Raw genomic sequence first — 19,638 nt, forward strand, 5'->3', positions numbered from 1 at the left:
CCAGTCTCATACAGACGCGACCTGCAGCTTCGCGGTCATCTGCACGCGCGGGCCGAGGGCGTCGAGGCCGATGCGCTCCTCCGTCTCGACGAGCATGAGCTCGAACTCCGAACGCGGGTCGGTCACCGCGAAGCCGAGGCGTTCGTAGAACGGGGCGTTCCAGGGCACGTCGGCGAAGGTGCGGAGCGACATCCGATCGTGGCCGCGGTCGCGCGCGTACGCCATCGCCGCCTCGACGAGCTTGCGGCCGTACCCGCGGCGAGCGTGCTCGGGCGACACCGACAGCTGTTCGAGGTGGGCATGACCCTCGAGCTCGAGCACATGAACGAACCCCGCGACCACCCCGTCACCGACGTGGGCGACGAGCAGGAATCCCGGCTCCGCAGCGCGAGAAGACCCGGGCGGAGCCGGCCACCAGGTGGGCGGGTCGAGCAGATCGCGCAGCAGCGCGTCGGCGTCGTTCTCGATGTCTTCGAGGAGGTCCAGCTCGCCGGGGCTGGGCGGGCGGATGTCGAGCGGCACGGCCCGATCGTATCGAGCGGCGTTCACTCGACGATGAGCCGGTAGCCCATGCCGGATTCGGTGAGCAGGTGCTCGGGATGCGCGGGATCGGCCTCGAGCTTCTTCCGCAGCTGCGAGACGTAGAGACGCAGGTACCCGGTGTCGTTGACCTGCTCGGTGCCCCACAGCTCCTTCAGCAGGTCCTGCCGGGTCACGAGTGCCCCGGGGGTTCGGGCGAGGAAGTCGAGCATCCGCCACTCGGTCGGCGTGAGGTGCACGCGCTCGCCGCCGCGCGTGACGGTCTTGGCGGCGCGGTCGATCTCGACATCGGCGAACCGCACGACGGCGACGGATGCGGCACCGCCGGCCCGCCGGGTCAGCGCGCGCAGTCTCGCGAGCAGCTCGTCGATCTGGAAGGGCTTGGTGACGTAGTCGTCAGCCCCGGCGTCGAGCGCCGCCACCTTGTCTGCCGACCCGGTGCGCCCCGAGACGACGATGATCGGCACGGCGCTCCATCCCCTCACGGCCTCGATCACGGCGACGCCGTCGAGGCGCGGCATCCCCAGGTCGAGCACGATCACATCGGGATGCTCGGACGCGGCCGCCGCGATCGCCGCCGCCCCGTCGGCGGCCGCCACGACGTCGTACCCGTGGGCCGCGAGCGTGATGCGCAGCGCCCGCACGAGCTGCGGGTCGTCGTCGGCGAGGAGGACCTTCACCCCTCGATCCTGCCCTTTTGCGCCGCCGCCGATGCCAGGGGCAGCTCGATCACCATGGTGAGGCCGCCGCCAGGGGTCTGCTCGGGCACGAGCTGGCCCCGCATCCCCTCGGTGAAACCCTTCGACAGCGCGAGCCCGAGCCCGAGTCCGGTCGTGTTGTCGGTGTCGCCGAGCCGCTGAAAGGGCGTGAACACGTCGCCGTGACGCTCGGGCGGGATGCCGGGTCCGTGGTCGATCACGCGGACCTGGGCCTGCCCGCCCAGCGAGCTCGTGCTGATGCGCACCGGCGTTCCGGCAGGCGAATGGCGGTGGGCGTTGGCCAGCACGTTGACCAGCACCCGCTGCAACAGCACCGCATCGGCGAGCACCGGCCCGATCGCCTCGTCCAGCGCCAGCTCCACCGCAGCGGGCCCGAGACCGAGCTCGTCGACCGCGGCGAGCACGGCATCGGCCGTGTCGACCGGTCGCAGGGCGACGGCGAGAGCGCCGGCCTCGATGCGGCTCACATCGAGCAGGTCGGTCACGAGCGAGGTCAGCGTGCCGAGGCTCTCGTCGGCGGTCGCGAGCAGCTCGTCGCGGTCGGCGTCGTCGAGCGCGGGGCCGGCCGCGCGGAGCCCCCCGAGTGCCGCGACGGCAGCGGCCAGAGGGCGCCGCAGGTCATGGCTCGCCGCCGAGAGGAGGGCGCTGCGTACCCGGTCGGTCTCGGCGAGCACCGACGCCGAGCTCGCCGCCCGCTGCAGGTCGGCCTGCTCGAGCGCGGCGGCGAGCTGCGCGACGACGACATCCAGCAGCCGGCGTTCCGAGCCGTCGAGCTGCTCCGACTCGCTGCCGTGGAGCTCGAGCACGGCCTCGCGTCCGACGTCGACGCGCAGGTGGCGGTCGTCGCGCACGGGCTCGCCGTCGGCGGCGATCACGGTCCCGTCCGACGCGACCAAGCGCGCACCCGACATCCCGAAGGCCTCGCGCGCCCGCGCGACGAGGGCCGGAATCGAGCCATCGCCCCGCAGCACGCTGCCGGCGACCGCCGCAAGCAGCTCGGCCTCGGCGGCTGCTCGCCGGGCCGACCGCGTGCCCCGGGCGGCGCGGTCGACGATGACGCTCACGAGGAGCGCGATGACGACGTACAGGATCAGCGCCCACGCGTGCAGCGGATCGGAGACCGTGACGGTGTACAGCGGAGCCACGAAGAAGAAGTCGAGTGTCACCCCGGACATCACCGCGGCGAAGACGGCCGGCCACAGTCCGCCGACGAGCGCGACCACGACGACGAGCAGCTGGTACGCGAGCACGTCGCTCGTGATCGACTCGGGGCTCCGCAGCGCGACGAGCAGCCACGTGAGCAGCGGACCGCCGGTCAGCGCGAGGACGAAACCGAGGATCCGGCGCCGCACGCTGAGAGCGCCGCCGGCGACACGGGGCAGGGTGAAGCGGCCGCCGGCAGCGGCGTGCGTCACGACGTGCACGTCGATATCGCCCGACTCGCGGATGACGGTGGCGCCGATGCCCGGACCGCTGAGGGCCGCAGCGAGCCGGCCGCGACGGCTGACGCCGACGACGAGCTGCGACGCGTTGACCGACCGCGCGAACTCGACGAGGGCGGCGGGGATGTCGTCGCCGACGACCTGGTGGTAGCTGCCGCCGAGCGATTCAACGAGAGCTCGCTGAGCGGCGAGGGCCGCCGGGTCGGCGGTGCGCAGCCCATCCTGGCCCGACACGTGGACGGCCAGCAGCTCGCCGCCGGCCGAACGGTCGACGATGCGGGCCCCGCGCCGGATGAGCGTCTCGCCCTCGGGCCCGCCGGTCAGCGCGACCACGACGCGCTCGCGAGCCTGCCACGTGCCCCGGATGCCGTGCTCGGCACGGTAGTCCTGCAGGGCGCTGTCGACCTCGTCCGCGAGCCAGAGCAGTGCCAGTTCGCGGAGCGCCGTCAGGTTGCCGAGCCGGAAGTAGTTCGACAGGGCGGCGTCGATGCGCTCAGCGGGGTAGACGAGGCCGGCAGCGAGGCGGTCGCGGAGCGACGGCGGAGCGAGGTCGACCAGCTCGATCGGGTCGGCCGAGCGCACGACGGCATCCGGCACCGTCTCGCGCTGCGCGACGCCGGTGATCTGCTCGACGACGTCGCCGAGCGACTCGATGTGCTGGACGTTGACGGTCGTGATGACGTCGATGCCGGCATCCCGGAGCTCCTCGACGTCCTGCCAGCGCTTCTCGTTGCGCGACCCACCGACGTTGGTGTGGGCGAGTTCGTCGACGAGGGCGACGCGCGGGGCTCGGGCGAGCACGGCCTCGAGGTCCATCTCGTCGAGCGTGACGCCGCGGTGCTCGAGGCGGCGGCGCGGAACGATCGGCAGGCCCGCGGTCATCGCGGCGGTCGCGGCCCGACCGTGGGTCTCGACGATCGCGACGACGACGTCGACCCCGGCATCCTGCAGCCGGCGGCCCTCTTCGAGCATCTCGTAGGTCTTGCCCACGCCCGGCGCCGCACCCAGCAGCACCCGCAGCCGTCCCCGCTTCACGGCATCACCCTAGTTCTCCCCGCGCCCGGGAGAGCTCACCGCGCGAGGCCGTCCAGGGCGGCATTGAGCTCGACGACGTTCACCCGCGGCTCGCCGAGGAACCCGAGGTCGCGGCCGGCCGTGTGCGCGGCGACGAGATCGCGCACCTCCGCCTCGGGCAGCCCGCGCTCGGCAGCCACGCGGGCCACCTGCAGCGCGGCGTAGGCGGGCGAGATGTGCGGGTCGAGGCCCGAGCCCGAGGCGGTGACGGCATCCGCGGGCACGTCGGCGACGTCGACGCTCTCGCGGTCGGCGATCGCCGTGCGGCGCTCCTCGATCGCGGTCACGAGGTCGGCGTTGTTCGGGCCGAGGTTCGACCCGCTCGACGCCGCCGCGTCGTAGCCGTCGCCGGCCGCCGAGGGGCGTGACTGGAAGTACTGCGGCAGCGCTTCGCCGTCGGCATCCGTGAAGGACTGGCCGATGAGCGACGAGCCGACGACCTCGCCCTCCGCATCGCGCAGCAGCGAGCCGTTCGCCTGCGACGGCAGCGCGAGCCCGACCAGTGAGATCAGCAGGGTGTATCCGACGCCGAGGACGAGGGTGAGGACGATCATCGCGCGGACGGCGACGGCGGAGGTGCGCAACGAGGCGCGAGCGGTGGACATGACAGGTCTCCAGGAGGGGGGCTCAGAAGCCCGGGATGAGGCTGACGACGAGGTCGATCAGCTTGATGCCGATGAACGGGGCCACGACGCCGCCGAGCCCGTACACGACGAGATTCCGGCTCAGGATCGACGAGGCGCTCGCGGCGCGGTATCGCACGCCGCGCAGCGCGAGCGGGATGAGCACGATGATGACGATCGCGTTGAAGACGATCGCGCTCGTGACGGCGGATGCCGGTGACGACAGCTGCATGATGTTGAGCGCCGCGAGCCCCGGGAACACACCCATGAACATCGCCGGGATGATCGCGAAGTACTTGGCGATGTCGTTCGCGAGCGAGAACGTCGTGAGGGCGCCGCGCGTGATGAGCAGCTGCTTTCCGATCCGGACGATGTCGATGAGCTTGGTCGGGTCCGAGTCGAGGTCGACCATGTTGCCGGCCTCCTTCGCCGCCGACGTGCCCGTGTTCATCGCCACGCCGACGTCGGCCTGCGCGAGGGCGGGTGCGTCGTTCGTGCCGTCGCCGGTCATCGCGACGAGGTGACCGCCCTCCTGCTCCTTGCGGATCAGGGCGAGCTTGTCTTCGGGCGTCGCCTCCGCGAGGAAGTCGTCGACACCCGCCTCTCTCGCGATCGCGGCAGCGGTCAGCGGGTTGTCGCCGGTGATCATGACGGTGCGGATGCCCATCGAGCGCAGCTCGTCGAAGCGCTCGCGCAGCCCGTCCTTGACGACATCCTTCAGGTGGATGACCCCGAGCAGCGTCCCGGCACCGGATGGGTCGAGGGTCGCGACGGCGAGCGGCGTGCCGCCGGACTGCGCGATCGCGTCGGCGTGGTGCAGCAGCTCGGCGCGGGCCTCGGCCGAGACCGGTCGTGCCGATGCGTCGAGCCAGGCGAGCACCGACCCCGACGCGCCCTTGCGCACCTGCGTGCCGTCGGGCAGGTCGACCCCGCTCATGCGCGTCTGCGCCGTGAAGGCGACCGCCACGGCGTCGCGCGGCAGCTCGCCCACCACGTGCTGCGAGGCCGCGAGCTCGACGACCGAGGTGCCCTCGGGTGTCGGGTCCGACAGCGACGACAGGGATGCCGCGCGGGCGAGCTCGGCGCCGTCGACGCCGGTCATCGCGACGAACGCCGACGCGCGGCGGTTGCCGTAGGTGATCGTGCCGGTCTTGTCGAGCAGCAGCGTCGTCACGTCGCCGGCCGCCTCGACCGCGCGGCCCGACATGGCCAGGACGTTCCGCTGCACGAGACGGTCCATGCCCGCGATGCCGATGGCCGACAGCAGCGCGCCGATCGTGGTCGGGATCAGGCAGACGAGCAGCGCGACGAGCACCGGGATGCTGACGGGCGAGGCGCTGTACGACGCGATGGGGTTCATCGCCAGCACGACCACGACGAAGACGATCGACAGGCTCGCGAGCAGGATGTTGAGGGCGATCTCGTTGGGCGTCCGCTGACGCGCAGCGCCCTCGACGAGGGCGATCATCCGGTCGACGAAGGTCTCGCCGGGCTTCGACGTGATCCTCACGACGATGCGGTCGGAGAGCACCCGGGTGCCGCCCGTGACGGCGCTGCGGTCGCCGCCGGACTCGCGGACGACGGGAGCCGACTCGCCCGTGATGGCCGACTCGTCGACCGTCGCGATGCCGTCGACGATGTCGCCGTCGCCCGGGATCAGCTCACCGGCCTCGACGAGCACGACATCCCCGAGCCGCAGGTCGGCCGAGGGCACCTCCTCGGTCGCGGAGCCGCGGGCCGCGGCATCCGTCCGCTCGTCGTATGAGACCACCCGGCGCGCGGTCGTCGTCGTGCGGGTCTTGCGCAGCGCCTGGGCCTGCGCCTTGCCGCGGCCCTCGGCGACGGACTCCGCCACGTTCGCGAAGAAGACCGTGAGCCACAGCCAGACCGCGATGCCCCAGGTGAAGCCCGCCGGAACCGCCGTGCCGCCCGAGGTCTCGGGACCGCCGAGGAACGGCTCCGCGATCGCGATCGACGTCGTCAGGGCCGCGCCGACCCAGACGAGGAACATGACGGGGTTCCGCCATTGGGCGGCGGGGTTGAGCTTGCGGACCGCGCCGGGGAGGGCGGCACCGACCTGCTCGAGGCTGAACGCGCTGCGCGGGCGCGGTGCCGGGCTGGCGTCCGGGTCCGCGGACGACGGGCCGGATGAGGGCCGGGTTTCGGTCAGAGGGGCAGACATCAGGAGAGTCCTTCGGCGAGGGGGCCCAGGGTGAGGACCGGGAAATAGGTGAGCGCGGTGATGATGACGACGACGCCGGCGAGCAGGCCCACGAACTGCGGGCGGTGCGTCGGGAGGGTGCCGGCGCTCGACGGCACGGTGTCTTGAGCGGCGAGCGATCCGGCGAGGGCGAGGACGAGCACGATCGGGATGAACCGGCCGAGCAGCATCGCGACGCCGAGCGCCGTGTTGAGCCACGGGGTGTTGGCGGTGAGGCCGGCGAAAGCCGAGCCGTTGTTGTTCGCCGCGGAGGTGAACGCGTAGAGGACTTCGCTCAGGCCGTGGACGCCCGGGTTCCAGATCGAGGTGCCCTCGACGTCGGCGCGCACGGCCGGGATCGCGAAGCTCAGCGCCGTTCCCGCGAGCACGAGCGTCGGCGTCACGAGGATGTACAGGCTCGCGAGCTTGATCTCGCGCGGCCCGATCTTCTTGCCGAGGTATTCGGGCGTGCGTCCGATCAGCAGGCCGCCGACGAAAACGGCGAGGATCGCGAGCACCAGCATCCCGTACAGCCCTGAACCGACCCCGCCGGGAGCGATCTCGCCGAGCATCATGTTGAGCATCGGCATCATGCCGCCGAGCGGTGTGAAGCTGTCGTGCATCGCGTTGACCGCGCCGGTCGAGGTGAGCGTCGAAGCGCCGCCGAACAGCGCCGATGCGGCGACGCCGAACCGGGTCTCCTTGCCCTCCATCGCGGCGCCGGCGAGCTGCGTCGCCGTGCCGCCGCCCGACGCCTCGGCCCACGAGCCGAGGGCGATCGAGGCGAGGAAGATTCCGCCCATGACCGCGACGATCGCGTAGCCCTGGCGATCGTCGCCGACGATCCGGCCGAAGGCGCGCGGCATGGCGAACGGGATGACGAGCAGCAGCAGGATCTCGAACAGGTTCGTCCACGGCGTCGGGTTCTCGAACGGATGGGCCGAGTTCGCGTTGAAGAACCCGCCGCCGTTCGTGCCGAGCAGCTTGATGGCCTCCTGGCTGGCGACCGGTCCGCCGGGGATCGACTGCGCCCCGCCGGCGATCGTCTGCACGTCGGTGAAGCCCGCGAAGTTCTGGATCACGCCGCCTGCGAGCAGCACGACGGCCGCGACGATCGCCATCGGGAGGAGGACGCGGCCGAGCCCGCGCACGAGGTCGACCCAGAAGTTGCCGATCGTCCCCGAGCGGCGATACGCGAAGCCCCGTACGAGGGCGATGGCGACGGCTATGCCGACCGCGGCCGAGACGAAGTTCTGCACGGCCAGACCCGCGAACTGCACGGTGTAGCCGAGCGTCGTGTCGGGGGAGTACGACTGCCAGTTCGTGTTGGCCACGAACGAGATGGCGGTGTTGAACGCGAGGTGCTCGCTCGGTGCGGGCAGGCCGAGGCTGAACGGCAGGATCGGCTGGAGGCGCTGCAGTCCGTAGACGATCACGACGCCGACGAGCGAGAACAGCAGCACGCCGCGGGCGTAGGCCTGCCAGGTCTGCTCGGCGCGTGGATCGACGCCGATCAGGCGGTAGACGCCCCGTTCGACGGCGAGGTCGCGCGGCGACGTGTAGACGCGAGCGATGTGGTCGCCGACGGGCCGGTACAGCAGGACGAGGATGAGGACGAGGGTCGCGATCTGCAACGACGCGAACCCGATCTGCGCGGCATCCACGTCAGAACCGTTCTGGCCGCACGAGGGCGACGACGAGGTAGACGATGGCGGCGACGGCCAGCACCGCCGCGAGGAGCGAGAAGACCATCACAGCTTCTCGACCCCCCGGGCGATGAGGCCGGCGACGGCGAAGAGCGCGAGGATCGCGGCGAGATAGATGAGGTCGAGCACGAGATCCGATGCAACACCCCGCCCGATGCCGCGCCCGCTGTCCTCACGGAATCCATACGGCCCCGCGCCCGCTCCTCACGCCGCCCTCACGGTTCTGGTGCCGGCTCGGCGCCCGGTGGCGATACATCCGTCGGGCGGCCGGTGCTGCTGTCGCCTCCGACGTGCGCCCAGACGACACCAGCACCACCGGTCCTGCAGATGTATCGCCAGGCCGGGCCTCCCGGCCGGATCAGGGGCGGGGTCAGGGCGCGAGGGGCGAGGACTCGTCGTCGATGACCCCGATGCCGACGGCGTGGTGGCTCGGCTCCTCGTCCTTCTGCTCCGGAGCCTTGGGCTCTTCGCCCGGCTCCTTCGCGACGCTGGGCTCTTCGAGCTCCTCCGTCGAGGGGTTCTCGTCGGGGGCGTGCTGGGCACCCTCATCGGCGTGCTCGGCCTCGTTGTCGTGGTGATCGGTCATGTCGTTCTCCCTTCCACTCCCAGCGTGCGCCGATCCGGCCGACCATGTCACCGGCTTGACGTAGCGACTCGTGTGGCCGAAGGGGCCGGGCCCGTACCGCGCGGGGCCCATCGGTAGGGTTCCCGCATGACGTCCCGGACGGGCACCCGCGCGCTGAAACTGTTGTTCGCCTTCGTGGCTGCGGTGCTGTGGGCTGGAGCCCTGCTGGCAGCGATGCCCCCCGGCATCAATGACGGGCCGAGCGGCGCCTGCGCGCACGCTGCGGGCAACCGTCTCGTGTTCGACTCATCCGTGGTGCCCGAATCCGTCGCGGCCCAGGGCGCCTGGCAACTCTTTCCCCTCGGCGTCGGATGCCGCTACACGGCCCCCACGGGAGAGTCGGTGTTCGTCGGGCCGAGTTTCGGGCCGTCGATGATCGCCCTCCACGCGCTCGCCGTCACCGTCATCCTGGCCGGTGTCGTCGTGAGAGACAGGTGGCGCGAGCCGCGTCGCCACGACGACCTCCTGCGGGCGTAGGGTCGCGGGATGGACCCGGAAGCGCGACTGCACGAGCGCAAGCGTGAGCTCACCGTGCAGCTCGACCGGCTGGATGCCGACGACGACAGCCTTCGTCACGACCGCGCCGACGCCACCGCCGACGACGAGCACGACCCCGAGGGGTCGACGCTGTCGGGGGAGTGGCAGCGGGTCGAGGCTCTACGTCGAGCCGCGCGGGCAGAGCTCGCCGAGGTCGAGGCCTCCCTCGCCCGCGTCGCCGCAGGCACCTACGGTGTGTGCGCAAGCTGCGGCCGCGACATCCCGGTCGAGCGCCTCGAGGTCCGCCCCCACGCGACGATGTGCGTCGCCTGCGCTTCGCGCTAGCCGCGCCCGTAGCTGTTCACGCCGCCCGCATCCGGCCGAACCTCGGAGAATCGCGCGAGATTCGGACGGATGTGGCATCCCGGTCCGAGTTTCGCGTCGATCTCCGAAATTCGTTCCGCCGCGGGTGTTGACACCCGCCACCCCGAGCCCTAACGTACAACCAAATGGTTGCACGAAACGAACCCCGACCGAGTGAGCGGAGCGAGCTGAGCGATGACGACATCGACCGTCTCTTCCACGCGCTCGCGACGGCGACGCGTCGCGACATCCTCCGCCGCACGATCGAGCACGAGCAGTCGGTGTCGGCGCTCGCGGCCGACTACGACATGTCGTTCGCCGCGGTGCAGAAGCACGTCGGCGTCCTCGAGACGGCCGGCCTCATCGTCAAGCGGGCGGAGGGGCGCGAGCGCCTCGTCCGCGCCGACCCCGCCATGATCGCCCGCGCGCGGGCCCTGCTCGCCCGCTACGAAGACCTCTGGCGTGCCCGCGTCGATCGCCTCGACGCCCTGCTCGCCGAGCCCGAAGACTGACCCCCGCAGACCCGCAGACCCGCAGACCCGCAAGCCCGCACACCCACCCCACGCGCACCATCCGTTCGAAGGAGAATTCGATGCCCGTCACCGACATCACCACCGATGCCGAGAACCTCACGATGACGCTCGTGGCGGATGTCGCCGCGCCCGTCGACCGCCTCTGGCGCGCGTTCACGCAGCCCGCGCAGCTCGAGCGCTTCTGGGGCCCTCCCGGCTGGCCCGCGACCTTCACGCGGTTCGACTTCACCCCGGGCGGACGAGCGCAGTACGCCATGTCGAGCCCGCAGGGCGAGAAGTCGCGCGGAACCTGGGAGTTCATCGCGATCGACGAGGGCCGCAGCTTCGAGGTGCTCGACGCGTTCGCCGACGAGAACGGCGAGCCGATGGAGCAGTTCCCCGCGATGCGCATGCTGTTCTCGTTCGAGACGACCGAGACCGGCTCGCGCCTGACGAACGTCACCTACTTCACGTCCGCTGAGGGGCTCGAGCAGGTCATCGCGATGGGCGCCATCGAGGGCTCGCGCCTCGCCATGGGCCAGCTCGACGCGGTCGTGCAAGACCTCCGCGCGTACGCGCAGGGGCAGGGCACGCGCGTCGAACTGCTCGACGACACGCATGTGCGCATCACCCGGTTCATCGACGGTCCGCGTGAGCTCGTCTGGCGCGCGCACCATGAGACCGAGCTGCTGAAGAAGTGGATGCTGGGTCCGGACGGCTGGTCGATGACGGTCGCCGAGCCCGCCACCGAGGTGGGCGGGACGTTCCGGTACGCGTGGGAGCAGGAGGGCGCCCCCGAGACGGCGTTCGGGTTCGAGGGCGAGCTGCTGCAGCTCGACGCGCCGCGCCGCGAGGTCACGACCGAGCGGATGTCGGGAGTCGAGGGGCCCGGCACGGTCAACGACCTCCAGCTCTACGAAGAGGACGGCGCCACCCTGCTCACGCTCCTCATCGAGTATCCCGACAAGGAGACGCGCGACACGGTCCTCGCTACCGGCATGGCCGACGGCATGGAGGACTCCTACGCCCGCCTCGAGGCGGAGGTGCTGTCAAAATGATGGGGTGACGGAACCCGTGATCGCCCTCCAGAACCATCCCGGCGACGTGGAGTTCCCCGTCCGCCCTCGCCGGCGGTACACACGGATGCTGGACGCCCGGCGCAAGGCCGACCCCAAGGCCATGCGCAACCGGGCGCTCCCCGTGACGGCGATCGCGGTGCCGATCGGCATCCTGGGCTTCGTGCTGTCGTACGTGTGGGTGGGCAGCGAGGATTTCGGGAACAACCTGTTCGGTCTCTTCCTCGGGATGTGCGCGGGCCTGCTCGTCGCGTCGATCGTCCTCGCTGTGCGCGACGCCCGCGCTCCGCGCAACGCGCAGCGGCAGTACCTCGCCCTCGCGGCGCGGAGTCCGCTCACGCCGCGGCAGCAGCAGATCCTGGCGCTCGACGCCGCGAGCGACTTCGCGATGCGCGGGTGGAACTCCTCGCTCGCATTCACGCCGACGTTCGCCGAGCTGCCGCAGGACCTGCGCGCCAAGCACCGTGACGGCGCCGACGGGTCACCCTGGTTCGCGATGCCGCTGCCGGGCATGCAGCAGCTCCGCGCTGCGCTCGACGAGCAGTTCAAGATCGTCTCGCGCTCCGACGCCGAGCTTCTCGTCGCGGACACGCTCGCCCGCGGCGTGCTCTCGACGCGGTTCGCCGAGGTCGCGCAGAGCGATGCGGCAGAGCACATGATGTCGCGCATCGCGGCCCTCACCGACCTGCCGGTCTTCGACATCCACGACCTCGCGCGTGGCGATGAGGAGCGTCCGCCCCGGCTGCTGCTGGCCGCCGACATCGAGCGCGCGATCGGCGGCGTCCGCTACGCCTACGTCGCGGGGTACCTGACCGCCGACGAGGCGTGGGCGCTGCTCGAGCCGTTGGCGACGCGCGCGTTCACCACGTACCAGGGTCGCGACGAGTACTGGCGCGAGGTCGTCATCGCGACGGCGTTCCGCACGGATTCGCTCGAGTCGGTGCAGCGCCAGCGCGAGACGCTCGCGGAACTGCAGCGATCGGACTGGCCCGCGGCATCCGTCGCCTGGCCCTCGGCCTGACCGGCGCTCGGCCCTCGGCCTGAACCGACCTCTGCGGCCGATCCGCGGTGAGCCGGGGCTCAGGCCCGGCCGAGGCCGTCTTCGAGGGCGACCCAGGCGAGCATCGCACACTTGACGCGCGCCGAGAACTTCGAGACGCCCGACAGCGCCGCGGCATCGCCGAACGTCTCCTCGTCCAGGGGGATGCTGCCGCGCGAGCGCAGCGCCTCGCGGAAGCGTTCGATGAGGGCGGCCGCGTCGGCCCGCGTCATCCCGTCGCCCTCGACCTCTTCCTCGACCAGCGAGGCGAGCATCGAGGCCGAGGCCTGCGAGATCGAGCAGCCCGTGCCCTCCCACGACACCCCGGTGATGCGGTCGCCGTCGACGGCGACGCGCAGCGTGATCTCGTCGCCGCAGACGGGGTTCTTCTGGTGCGAGTCGGCGTGCGCCGCATCGCCGACGTCGTGGAGGGGGTTGCCGACCGGGTGCTTCGAGTGGTCGAGGATGAGCTCCTGGTACAGGGAGTCGAGCCCGGTCATGCGTGCGCCCCTTCGGCCTGATCGCTGACGCCGAAGAAGCCGCGGATGCCGCGCACCGCGTCGAGGAACAGGTCGACGTCGTCCTCGGTGTTGTACAGCGCCGTCGAGGCGCGGACGGATGCCGTCATCCCGAACTGCCGGTGCAGCGGAGCGGCGCAGTGGTGGCCGACCCGCACCGCGATGCCCTGAGCATCGAGGAACTGGCCCGCGTCGTGCGCGTGCACGCCGGCGACGTCGAACGACCACAGGCCGACGCGCTCCGCGCCCGGGGCGTCGCCCAGCAGGCGGACGCCGGGGATCTCGCGGAGGCCCGCGCCCATGCGCTCGGCCAGGGCGACCTCGTGCGCGTGGATGTTCTCGGGTCCGACGTCCTGCAGGTAGCGCACCGCCGCGGCGAGACCGATCGCGGGTCCGACCGCCTGCGTTCCGGCCTCGAACTTCTGGGGAGCCGGCAAGTACTCGGCGTGGTCGAGCGTCACGGTGGTGATCATCGATCCGCCGGTGAGGAACGGCGGCAGCGCGTCGAGCACCTCGGCGCGGCCGTACAGTCCGCCGATCGCGTAGGGGCCGAGCATCTTGTGACCGCTGAAGACAGCGAGGTCGACGCCGAGCGCCGGCAGGTCGAGCGGCAGGTGCGGGGCCGACTGGCACGCGTCGAGCACGGTCGTAGCGCCGACCGCCTGCGCGAGGGCGACGATCTCGGCGACCGGGTTGACGATGCCGAGCACGTTCGAGACGTGGGTGAAGGCGACGATCCGGGTGCGTTCACCGATGATGGATGCCGCGGCATCCAGGTCGAGCGTGCCATCTGCCCGTGCGGGGATGTGGCGGAGCACTGCGCCGGTGCGGGCGGCGAGCTCCTGCCACGGGATGAGGTTGGCGTGGTGCTCGATCGCCGTCGTGACGATCTCATCGCCCGGGGTCAGCGCGTACGGTGCGGATGCGGGCGCGCCGCGGCCGAGCGTGGCGTTGCCGATCGCGTAGGCGACGAGGTTCAGGCCGGCTGTCGCGCCGCTCGTCCAGACGAGCTGCTCGGGCTGGGCGCCGACGAAACCGGCGACGGCGGCGCGGGCATCCTCGAAGAGATCGGTCGCCTCGGCCGCGAGGGTGTGGGCACCGCGGTGGACGGCGGAGTTGGCGTGCGTGAGGAAGTCGCGTTCGGCGTCGAGGACCGCCGTGGGCTTCTGGCTCGTCGCGGCGGAGTCGAGGTAGACCAGCCGGTGCCCGTTGACCTCTTCCGAGAGGATCGGGAAGTCGGCGCGCAACGACACCGCGTCGAGCGGGCTGACGCGCGGCGAAGCGGCGGGAACGGCGGGAGAGCTCACTCCTCTAGGCTACGCCCGCCCGCCGGCCCGGGCTCGGGTCGCTCGGGGCGGCGGCGCGTGCTCGGAGCGGTTCGGGGCCGCGGATCCGAGCTTCCGCCTCCGTCAGCCTGCCGTAACTCCTCAAACCCGTGCCATCGAGGGCCGGACCGGCCTGCTGGCGGCGGTGCTGCGCCCGCGCTTGAGGAGTTACTGCGCGCGTTCGCGCGAGACCGCCGCGCCGGGCTCAGCGCTCGTCGGGCGAATCGGTGTGGGCCACCAGGCCGTAGGTCGCGGAGGCCCGGCCGGCCCGGTCGTCGCCGGGCATCGGGCGGGAGCGTCGGCCGTAGACGATCTCGGACGAATCGAGCAGCCACGGCACGAGGGTGATCTGCACGCCGTGCACCATCATCAGCTGCTGAGCGATGCGGCGGGCGCGTCGGTTGTGCAGGAAGGTCTCCCACCAGTGGCCCACGATGTACTGCGGCAGGTACACCGTGACGACGGATGAGCCGTGCTTCTCGCGGTACTTGCGGATGAACGCCGCGAGGGGAGCCGCATATTGGCGGTAGGGCGACTCGATGATCACGAGCGGCACCGGCATCCGGTGCACCTCCCAGTCGGTCTGCACATCCTGCGCCGACTCCTTCGACACCGCCACGTGCACCGCGATGGTCTTGTCGTGCTTCGCCGAAAGGGCGTAGTCGACGGCCTTCGCGACGGGCTTCTGCAGGCGGTTCACCAGGACGAGGGCGACGTCGCCCGTCGAGCCGTAGTGCACGTCGTCATCCATCGCGATCTCGTGCTCGACGTCGCGGTAGTAGCGGCTCACCCCGACCATGAGGAACGCCAGGATCGGGATCGCGATGAACACGAGCCAGGCGCCGTGGGTGAACTTCGTCACGGTGACGATGACGAGCACCGCGACGGTGAAGGTCGCCCCGATCCCGTTGATGATCAGTCCGCGGCGGGCCTCCGCGCGGTCGGCGGCGGCGGTCGGATGCAGCAGCCGCAACTCACGCCGCCAGTGCTTGACCATCCCCACCTGACCGAGCGAGAACGACACGAACACGCCGATGATGTACAGCTGGATGAGGGTGGTCAGGTCGGCTTGGAACACGACGAGCACGAGGATCGCGGCGAGCCCCAGGATGATCATGCCGTTGGAGAAGACGAGCCGGTCGCCGCGGGTGTTCAGCGACTTCGGCGCGTACCCGTCGCGGGCGAGCACGGCACCCAGCAGCGGGAACCCGTTGAACGCCGTGTTCGCGGCGAGCAGCAGCACGCAGGCGGTCGCGGCCTGGATGATGAAGAACGGGATCGACCCCATGCCGAACGTCGCGGCGGCGATCTGCGCCATGAGGCTCGGCTGCGGCTGGTTGACGCAGTCGAAGCCGACGAGGGCGCAGGGGTCCTCGGCGTAGTGGACGCCCGCGATGAGTCCGAGAGCCGTCAGGCCCGAGAACAGCAGGATGGCGATCGTGCCCATCATGACGAGGGTCTTCTGCGCGTTCGCGATCTTCGGGGCGCGGAAGGCCGGCACACCGTTCGAGACCGCCTCGACTCCGGTCAGGGCCGAGCAGCCGCTCGAGAACGCGCGCAGGATCAGCAGGATGAGCGCGACCTGGCTGAGGCTCTCGGCCTCCATCGCGAACTGCGCGCTCGAGGCGACGGGGGCGTCGCCGAGCAGCGTGCGGATGAGCCCGGTCGCCACCATGACGCCGACCGAGCCGATGAAGATGTAGGTCGGCACCGCGAATGCCGACGAGGCCTCGCGCACCCCGCGGAGGTTGACGATGATGATGAGGACGACGAACCCGACCGCCAGCTCGACCCGCCAGGGGGCGAGGCCGGGCAACGCCGAGATGATGTTGTCGACGCCGGAGGCCACCGACACGGCCACCGTGAGGATGTAGTCGACGAGCAGCGCCGCGGCCACGACGACCCCGGCCTTCTCGCCCAGGTTGGTGCGCGCGACCTCGTAGTCGCCGCCGCCCGAGGGATAGGCCTTGATCAGCTGCCGGTAGCTCAGCACGACGACGATGAGCAGGGCCACCACCGCCAGCGCGACCCACGGGCTGAAGGCGAGCATCGCCGTGCCGCCGATCGCCAGGATCATCAGCAGTTCCTGCGGCGCGTACGCGACCGACGACAGGGCGTCGGAGGCGAAGATCGGCAGGGCCCGGCGCTTGGGGAGGAGCTGGTCGTCGAGCTTCTCGGAATCGAGCGGGTCGCCGATGAGGATGCGCTTCGCGATCGGCGTGGTTTCCTCGCCCGGTTCGCGACTGTCAGTGGTCACGGCGGGCGACATTACGCCTGGCGCGGCATCCTGCGCAATCTCGCCGCGCCGAGCGTCACCGGAGCGTTGTCGAACCGTGGTTTCTGCGTTCGGTTCAGAGCCCGCTGTAGGGGCGGTACAGGATGTCGGTGACGCCGAGGCCTTCGGTCGCGTCCGCGAAGACGCTGTACGACAGGTCTCGCACCGGACCGTCGGGAGAGAGGAAATCAGTTCGGTCGATGTCGAAGACAAAGCGCAGTTCGCCGTCGCCGGGCATCGCCCATTCGTCGTCGGGACCGTTCGAGCGCACCGCATCCGCGGCCGAGCCGATGGTGAGCGCGAATTCGGGTGTGATGGGCACTTCCTGCACCTCGTTCGCCCCGATGCTGACCCACGTCGGGATGCCGTACTCGTCCCGCGGCTTGTTGCCGTCGACGAAGATCATGTCGTACAGCGCGAAGCCGGCCCAGTCGTAGATCGTGTAGTCGGGGAAGTGGGTGCCGTCTCCGGTCTGGACGCCGAGCTCGGGCTCCGTTCCGAACGCCTCGGTCAGTGCGGCGACGGCCGGCCCGACCTCATCGCGCCAGCGGAACTCGAGCAGCGTCGATCCGTCATCGGCGACGATCGTGAAACCGGTCGCGGCCATGACCACCTCGGCTGCGACGGGTGCGGCATCCGCCGGTGTGGGTGTCGGCGTGGGCGTCGGGGTCGGCCCCGATGCCGCGCTGGTCTGAGTCGGGGCCGGGGACGACGGCGCAGCCGCGGGTGCGGCATCGCGCTGCGCGAGCAGGAACACGACCACCGCCGCCACGATCAGCAGCACCCCCGCCACGATCGAGAGCACGATGAGGGGCCGCCGCGGTGTCGCTGTGGTCATACCCGCCATCCTGGCAGGGGAGTCACCGCCGGCGGCATCCCGGCCTGGCACGGAGACCCTCTCAGCGCCCGGCGCGGAAGGTGTAGGTGACCGTGACCTTGCTGCCCTCGACCGTGACGGCTGCTCCGAAGCGGCGCTGACCGTCCTGGTAGAAGGTGTTGCGGTCCGAGCCGAACACGAACGAACCGCCCTGGCCGGAGTCGGGACCGAGCGCCGCGACCTCGTCGGCCGACATGTCGAGCTCGACCCCGAAGTCGTCCGTCACGGGTACGTCGATGTCCGAGTCGTAGGAGACGTAGGTCGGTGCGGGAACCTCGGCTCGCGGGCGGTTGCTCTCGCTGAGATACACGTCGTAGAGCCGGAAACCCTCCCAGACGTAGATCCGATACGCATAGTTCTCGGCGTCGCCGTTCTGGAAGTCCTCCGTCGGAGCCGCGCCGAAGAGCTCGGTGAGTGCCGCCACGGCCGGAGCCGCGTCATCCGCCCACGCGTGGGTGAAGGTCGTCGATCCGCCGGCATCGGTGATCGTGAACCCGTCCGCGGTCACCGCGACGCCCGCGGCCGCGGCCGGGGCGCTCGGGCTCTCCGAAGGCTGCGGAGTGCCGGACGGCTGCGGGATCGACTGCGTCGCCGGAGCCGTCGGCACCGGGCCGGCCGCGGGCTCCTGCCGCTGCGACTGCTGCGTCAGATAGATCGCGAACACCACGATGACGGCGACCACGAGCAAGCCGGCGATGCTCGACAGGATGACGAGCAGGCGACGATCGCCGCCGCCGCCGTCGTCGCTCCGCTCGGCAGGACGCGGCGCGAGGGGCTCGTCGGGCCAGTCCGCCATGACGGACGGCATCCCCGACGCCTTCTCTCGCTTGGGTCCGGGCTCACGCGACGCGCGGGGCTTCTTCTCGCGCGGCTGACGCGCTTCACGCGGTTCACGCGGTTCACGCGGCGCCTTCTCGCGCTTCGCGCGCTCGGGCTTGGCCGGCGGCTCGTAGGGCTCGAAATCGGCGAACGGGTCGTTGGGGTCGCTCATGCGAGGAACTCCTTGGCTGCCACGACGAGGTTCTCGACACCGCGCTCGATCGTCGGATGCATGACCGGCGCGAAGAACGGGGAGTGGTTGGTGGGGATGTCGCGCTCGACGGTGCCTGCTGCGACGGCATCCGCGAACTTCTGCGGGTCGACGCCGCCCCAGAACCAGAACACGAGGGGAACGCCGGCCTCGCGGGCGAACCACGAGACGTCCTCGCTGCCGGTGAACATGCCGGGGTCGACGACGCTGCCCTCGCCGAAGGCGCGCTCGAATGCGGCGGTCAGGCGGGCGGTCGCGGTGTGGTCGTTGATCGTCGGGGGCAGGGTGTGGTCGACCGTGATCGTGGGCTCGGTCTCGGCACCGGATGCGGCGGCTTCGGCGCGCACGATGCGCTCCACCTTCGCCATGACGCGCTCCCGCGCGGCGTCGTCGGGGTAGCGCAGGCTGAGCTCGAGCTTCGCCTCGGCGGGGATGATGTTGTTCTTCAGGCCGGCGTGGATCGAGCCGACCGTCACGACGGCCACATCGCGCGGGTCGACCTCGCGCGACACGATCGTCTGCAGGCGCATGACCGTCGCCGCCGCCATCACGACGGGATCGATCGTGGAGTGCGGGCGAGAGCCGTGGCCGCCGCGACCGTGCAGCACGACGCTGAGGCCGTCAGATGCTGCCATCTGGGTGCCCGGTCGCACGCCGATGACGCCGGCGGGGAGGGGCGTGACGTGCTGGCCCAGCACGATGTCGGGCTTCGGGAAGCGGTCGAGCACGCCGTCGGCGAGCATCGCCTGCGAGCCCGCGCCGTACTCCTCAGCGGGCTGGAAGACGGCGACGACGGTTCCCGACCACTCGTGCTGCGTGGCGATGAGCTGCTCGAGGGCTCCGAGAAGCGCGGTGACGTGCATGTCGTGGCCGCAGGCGTGCATGACGGGCACGTCGTTGCCCGCGGGGTCGACGCCGCGCGCCGTCGAGGCGTACTCGAGGCCGGTCTGCTCGGGTACCGGGAGGCCGTCCATGTCGGCGCGGAGCCACACGACGGGACCGTCTCCGTTGCGGATCGCGGTCACGACACCGGTGCGGCCGATGCCCTCCTGGTACTCGAGACCGAGCTCGCTGAGCCGAGCCGCGATGACGGCGGCCGTCCGCGTCTCCTGGAACGACAGTTCCGGGTGCCGGTGCAGGTCGGTGTAGAGGGCGTCGAGGTCCAAGGACATGCTCCGAGCCTACGGGAGGGCGCCTGCGCGCTGCCCGGGGGTCGC

19 protein-coding genes are annotated in these 19,638 nt (G+C 71.1%); 5 read left to right on the forward strand and 14 right to left on the reverse strand.

The features are described from left to right. Nucleotides 1–6 precede the first annotated feature (6 nt). The 8 genes from P6897_RS00935 to P6897_RS00970 all read right to left on the reverse strand — a co-directional run bounded on the left by P6897_RS00935 (nt 7) and on the right by P6897_RS00970 (nt 8,890). The gene (locus P6897_RS00935; RefSeq protein ID WP_282501814.1) at nt 7–522 is read right to left on the reverse strand and encodes a GNAT family N-acetyltransferase; all 516 of its coding nucleotides are present in this window, start codon (nt 520–522) and stop codon (nt 7–9) included. A gap of 23 nt (nt 523–545) precedes the next feature. Then, nucleotides 546–1,220 (reverse strand): response regulator, encoded by a 675-nt coding sequence (locus P6897_RS00940; RefSeq protein WP_282501815.1) that lies wholly within the window; start codon nt 1,218–1,220, stop codon nt 546–548. Beyond that, nucleotides 1,217–3,736, reverse strand: coding sequence for an ATP-binding protein (locus P6897_RS00945; protein WP_282501816.1), 2,520 nt, complete (start codon nt 3,734–3,736; stop codon nt 1,217–1,219). Before P6897_RS00945 ends, P6897_RS00940 begins: the two co-directional genes overlap by 4 nt. 35 nt (nt 3,737–3,771) lie before the next feature. After that, a complete protein-coding gene (gene kdpC, locus P6897_RS00950; protein WP_282501817.1) occupies nt 3,772–4,380 on the reverse strand; it encodes a potassium-transporting ATPase subunit KdpC in 609 nt (202 codons plus the stop codon). A gap of 22 nt (nt 4,381–4,402) precedes the next feature. After that, nucleotides 4,403–6,580: a potassium-transporting ATPase subunit KdpB gene (gene kdpB, locus P6897_RS00955; RefSeq protein ID WP_282501818.1), complete on the reverse strand. Its 2,178-nt coding sequence runs from the start codon at nt 6,578–6,580 to the stop codon at nt 4,403–4,405. Then, on the reverse strand, nt 6,580–8,262 hold the full coding sequence (gene kdpA, locus P6897_RS00960; protein ID WP_282501819.1) for a potassium-transporting ATPase subunit KdpA: 1,683 nt from the start codon (nt 8,260–8,262) through the stop codon (nt 6,580–6,582). The genes kdpB and kdpA overlap by 1 nt, the downstream gene beginning before the upstream one ends. Before the next feature lies 1 nt (nt 8,263). Further along, a complete protein-coding gene (gene kdpF, locus P6897_RS00965; protein WP_064955215.1) occupies nt 8,264–8,350 on the reverse strand; it encodes a K(+)-transporting ATPase subunit F in 87 nt (28 codons plus the stop codon). A 324-nt stretch (nt 8,351–8,674) separates the two neighbouring features. Continuing rightward, on the reverse strand, nt 8,675–8,890 hold the full coding sequence (locus tag P6897_RS00970; protein ID WP_023953215.1) for a hypothetical protein: 216 nt from the start codon (nt 8,888–8,890) through the stop codon (nt 8,675–8,677). A gap of 126 nt (nt 8,891–9,016) precedes the next feature. Between P6897_RS00970 and P6897_RS00975 the strand changes: the two genes are divergently transcribed. From P6897_RS00975 to P6897_RS00995, 5 genes are all read left to right on the forward strand, one after another. Beyond that, on the forward strand, nt 9,017–9,406 hold the full coding sequence (locus P6897_RS00975) for a hypothetical protein (protein WP_282501820.1): 390 nt from the start codon (nt 9,017–9,019) through the stop codon (nt 9,404–9,406). Nucleotides 9,407–9,415: 9 nt separating this feature from the next. Continuing rightward, entirely contained in the window at nt 9,416–9,751 is a 336-nt protein-coding gene (locus P6897_RS00980) for a TraR/DksA C4-type zinc finger protein (protein WP_103841693.1), read from the forward strand. Nucleotides 9,752–9,915: 164 nt separating this feature from the next. Further along, nucleotides 9,916–10,281, forward strand: coding sequence for a winged helix-turn-helix domain-containing protein (locus P6897_RS00985; RefSeq protein WP_120263818.1), 366 nt, complete (start codon nt 9,916–9,918; stop codon nt 10,279–10,281). An 80-nt stretch (nt 10,282–10,361) separates the two neighbouring features. Beyond that, entirely contained in the window at nt 10,362–11,339 is a 978-nt protein-coding gene (locus P6897_RS00990) for an SRPBCC family protein (protein ID WP_269266862.1), read from the forward strand. Between the two features lie 4 nt (nt 11,340–11,343). Next, nucleotides 11,344–12,378, forward strand: coding sequence for a DUF1266 domain-containing protein (locus P6897_RS00995; RefSeq protein WP_282501821.1), 1,035 nt, complete (start codon nt 11,344–11,346; stop codon nt 12,376–12,378). A 59-nt stretch (nt 12,379–12,437) separates the two neighbouring features. On the opposite strand, the gene sufU is transcribed toward P6897_RS00995, so the two are convergent. The 6 genes from sufU to P6897_RS01025 form a co-directional block, all read right to left on the reverse strand. After that, entirely contained in the window at nt 12,438–12,896 is a 459-nt protein-coding gene (sufU, locus tag P6897_RS01000) for a Fe-S cluster assembly sulfur transfer protein SufU (RefSeq protein WP_282501822.1), read from the reverse strand. Next, nucleotides 12,893–14,221, reverse strand: a complete 1,329-nt coding sequence (locus tag P6897_RS01005) for a SufS family cysteine desulfurase (protein ID WP_282501823.1) — start codon at nt 14,219–14,221, stop codon at nt 12,893–12,895. Before P6897_RS01005 ends, sufU begins: the two co-directional genes overlap by 4 nt. A gap of 223 nt (nt 14,222–14,444) precedes the next feature. After that, on the reverse strand, nt 14,445–16,508 hold the full coding sequence (locus P6897_RS01010; protein ID WP_274178095.1) for an APC family permease: 2,064 nt from the start codon (nt 16,506–16,508) through the stop codon (nt 14,445–14,447). A gap of 82 nt (nt 16,509–16,590) precedes the next feature. Beyond that, nucleotides 16,591–17,352, reverse strand: a complete 762-nt coding sequence (locus P6897_RS01015) for a hypothetical protein (RefSeq protein WP_282501824.1) — start codon at nt 17,350–17,352, stop codon at nt 16,591–16,593. A gap of 61 nt (nt 17,353–17,413) precedes the next feature. Then, nucleotides 17,414–18,382 (reverse strand): hypothetical protein, encoded by a 969-nt coding sequence (locus P6897_RS01020; RefSeq protein WP_282501825.1) that lies wholly within the window; start codon nt 18,380–18,382, stop codon nt 17,414–17,416. Then, entirely contained in the window at nt 18,379–19,593 is a 1,215-nt protein-coding gene (locus P6897_RS01025; RefSeq protein ID WP_282501826.1) for an amidohydrolase, read from the reverse strand. The genes P6897_RS01020 and P6897_RS01025 overlap by 4 nt, the downstream gene beginning before the upstream one ends. Between the last annotated feature and the right edge of the window lie 45 nt (nt 19,594–19,638).

This window comes from Microbacterium sp. BDGP8 (assembly GCF_029991045.1).
Lineage (GTDB): Bacteria > Actinomycetota > Actinomycetes > Actinomycetales > Microbacteriaceae > Microbacterium > Microbacterium plantarum.

Bases quoted from the DNA above. Each gene is read 5' to 3' on its own strand.
- kdpC (WP_282501817.1), bottom strand. From the start codon at position 4,380: ATGTCCACCGCTCGCGCCTCGTTGCGCACCTCCGCCGTCGCCGTCCGC.
- kdpB (WP_282501818.1), bottom strand. From the start codon at position 6,580: ATGTCTGCCCCTCTGACCGAAACCCGGCCCTCATCCGGCCCGTCGTCC.
- kdpF (WP_064955215.1), bottom strand. From the start codon at position 8,350: ATGGTCTTCTCGCTCCTCGCGGCGGTGCTGGCCGTCGCCGCCATCGTC.
- P6897_RS00970 (WP_023953215.1), bottom strand. From the start codon at position 8,890: ATGACCGATCACCACGACAACGAGGCCGAGCACGCCGATGAGGGTGCC.
- P6897_RS00975 (WP_282501820.1), top strand. From the start codon at position 9,017: ATGACGTCCCGGACGGGCACCCGCGCGCTGAAACTGTTGTTCGCCTTC.
- P6897_RS00980 (WP_103841693.1), top strand. From the start codon at position 9,416: ATGGACCCGGAAGCGCGACTGCACGAGCGCAAGCGTGAGCTCACCGTG.
- P6897_RS00985 (WP_120263818.1), top strand. From the start codon at position 9,916: ATGGTTGCACGAAACGAACCCCGACCGAGTGAGCGGAGCGAGCTGAGC.
- P6897_RS00990 (WP_269266862.1), top strand. From the start codon at position 10,362: ATGCCCGTCACCGACATCACCACCGATGCCGAGAACCTCACGATGACG.
- sufU (WP_282501822.1), bottom strand. From the start codon at position 12,896: ATGACCGGGCTCGACTCCCTGTACCAGGAGCTCATCCTCGACCACTCG.
- P6897_RS01010 (WP_274178095.1), bottom strand. From the start codon at position 16,508: ATGTCGCCCGCCGTGACCACTGACAGTCGCGAACCGGGCGAGGAAACC.
- P6897_RS01015 (WP_282501824.1), bottom strand. From the start codon at position 17,352: ATGACCACAGCGACACCGCGGCGGCCCCTCATCGTGCTCTCGATCGTG.
- P6897_RS01020 (WP_282501825.1), bottom strand. From the start codon at position 18,382: ATGAGCGACCCCAACGACCCGTTCGCCGATTTCGAGCCCTACGAGCCG.
- P6897_RS01025 (WP_282501826.1), bottom strand. From the start codon at position 19,593: ATGTCCTTGGACCTCGACGCCCTCTACACCGACCTGCACCGGCACCCG.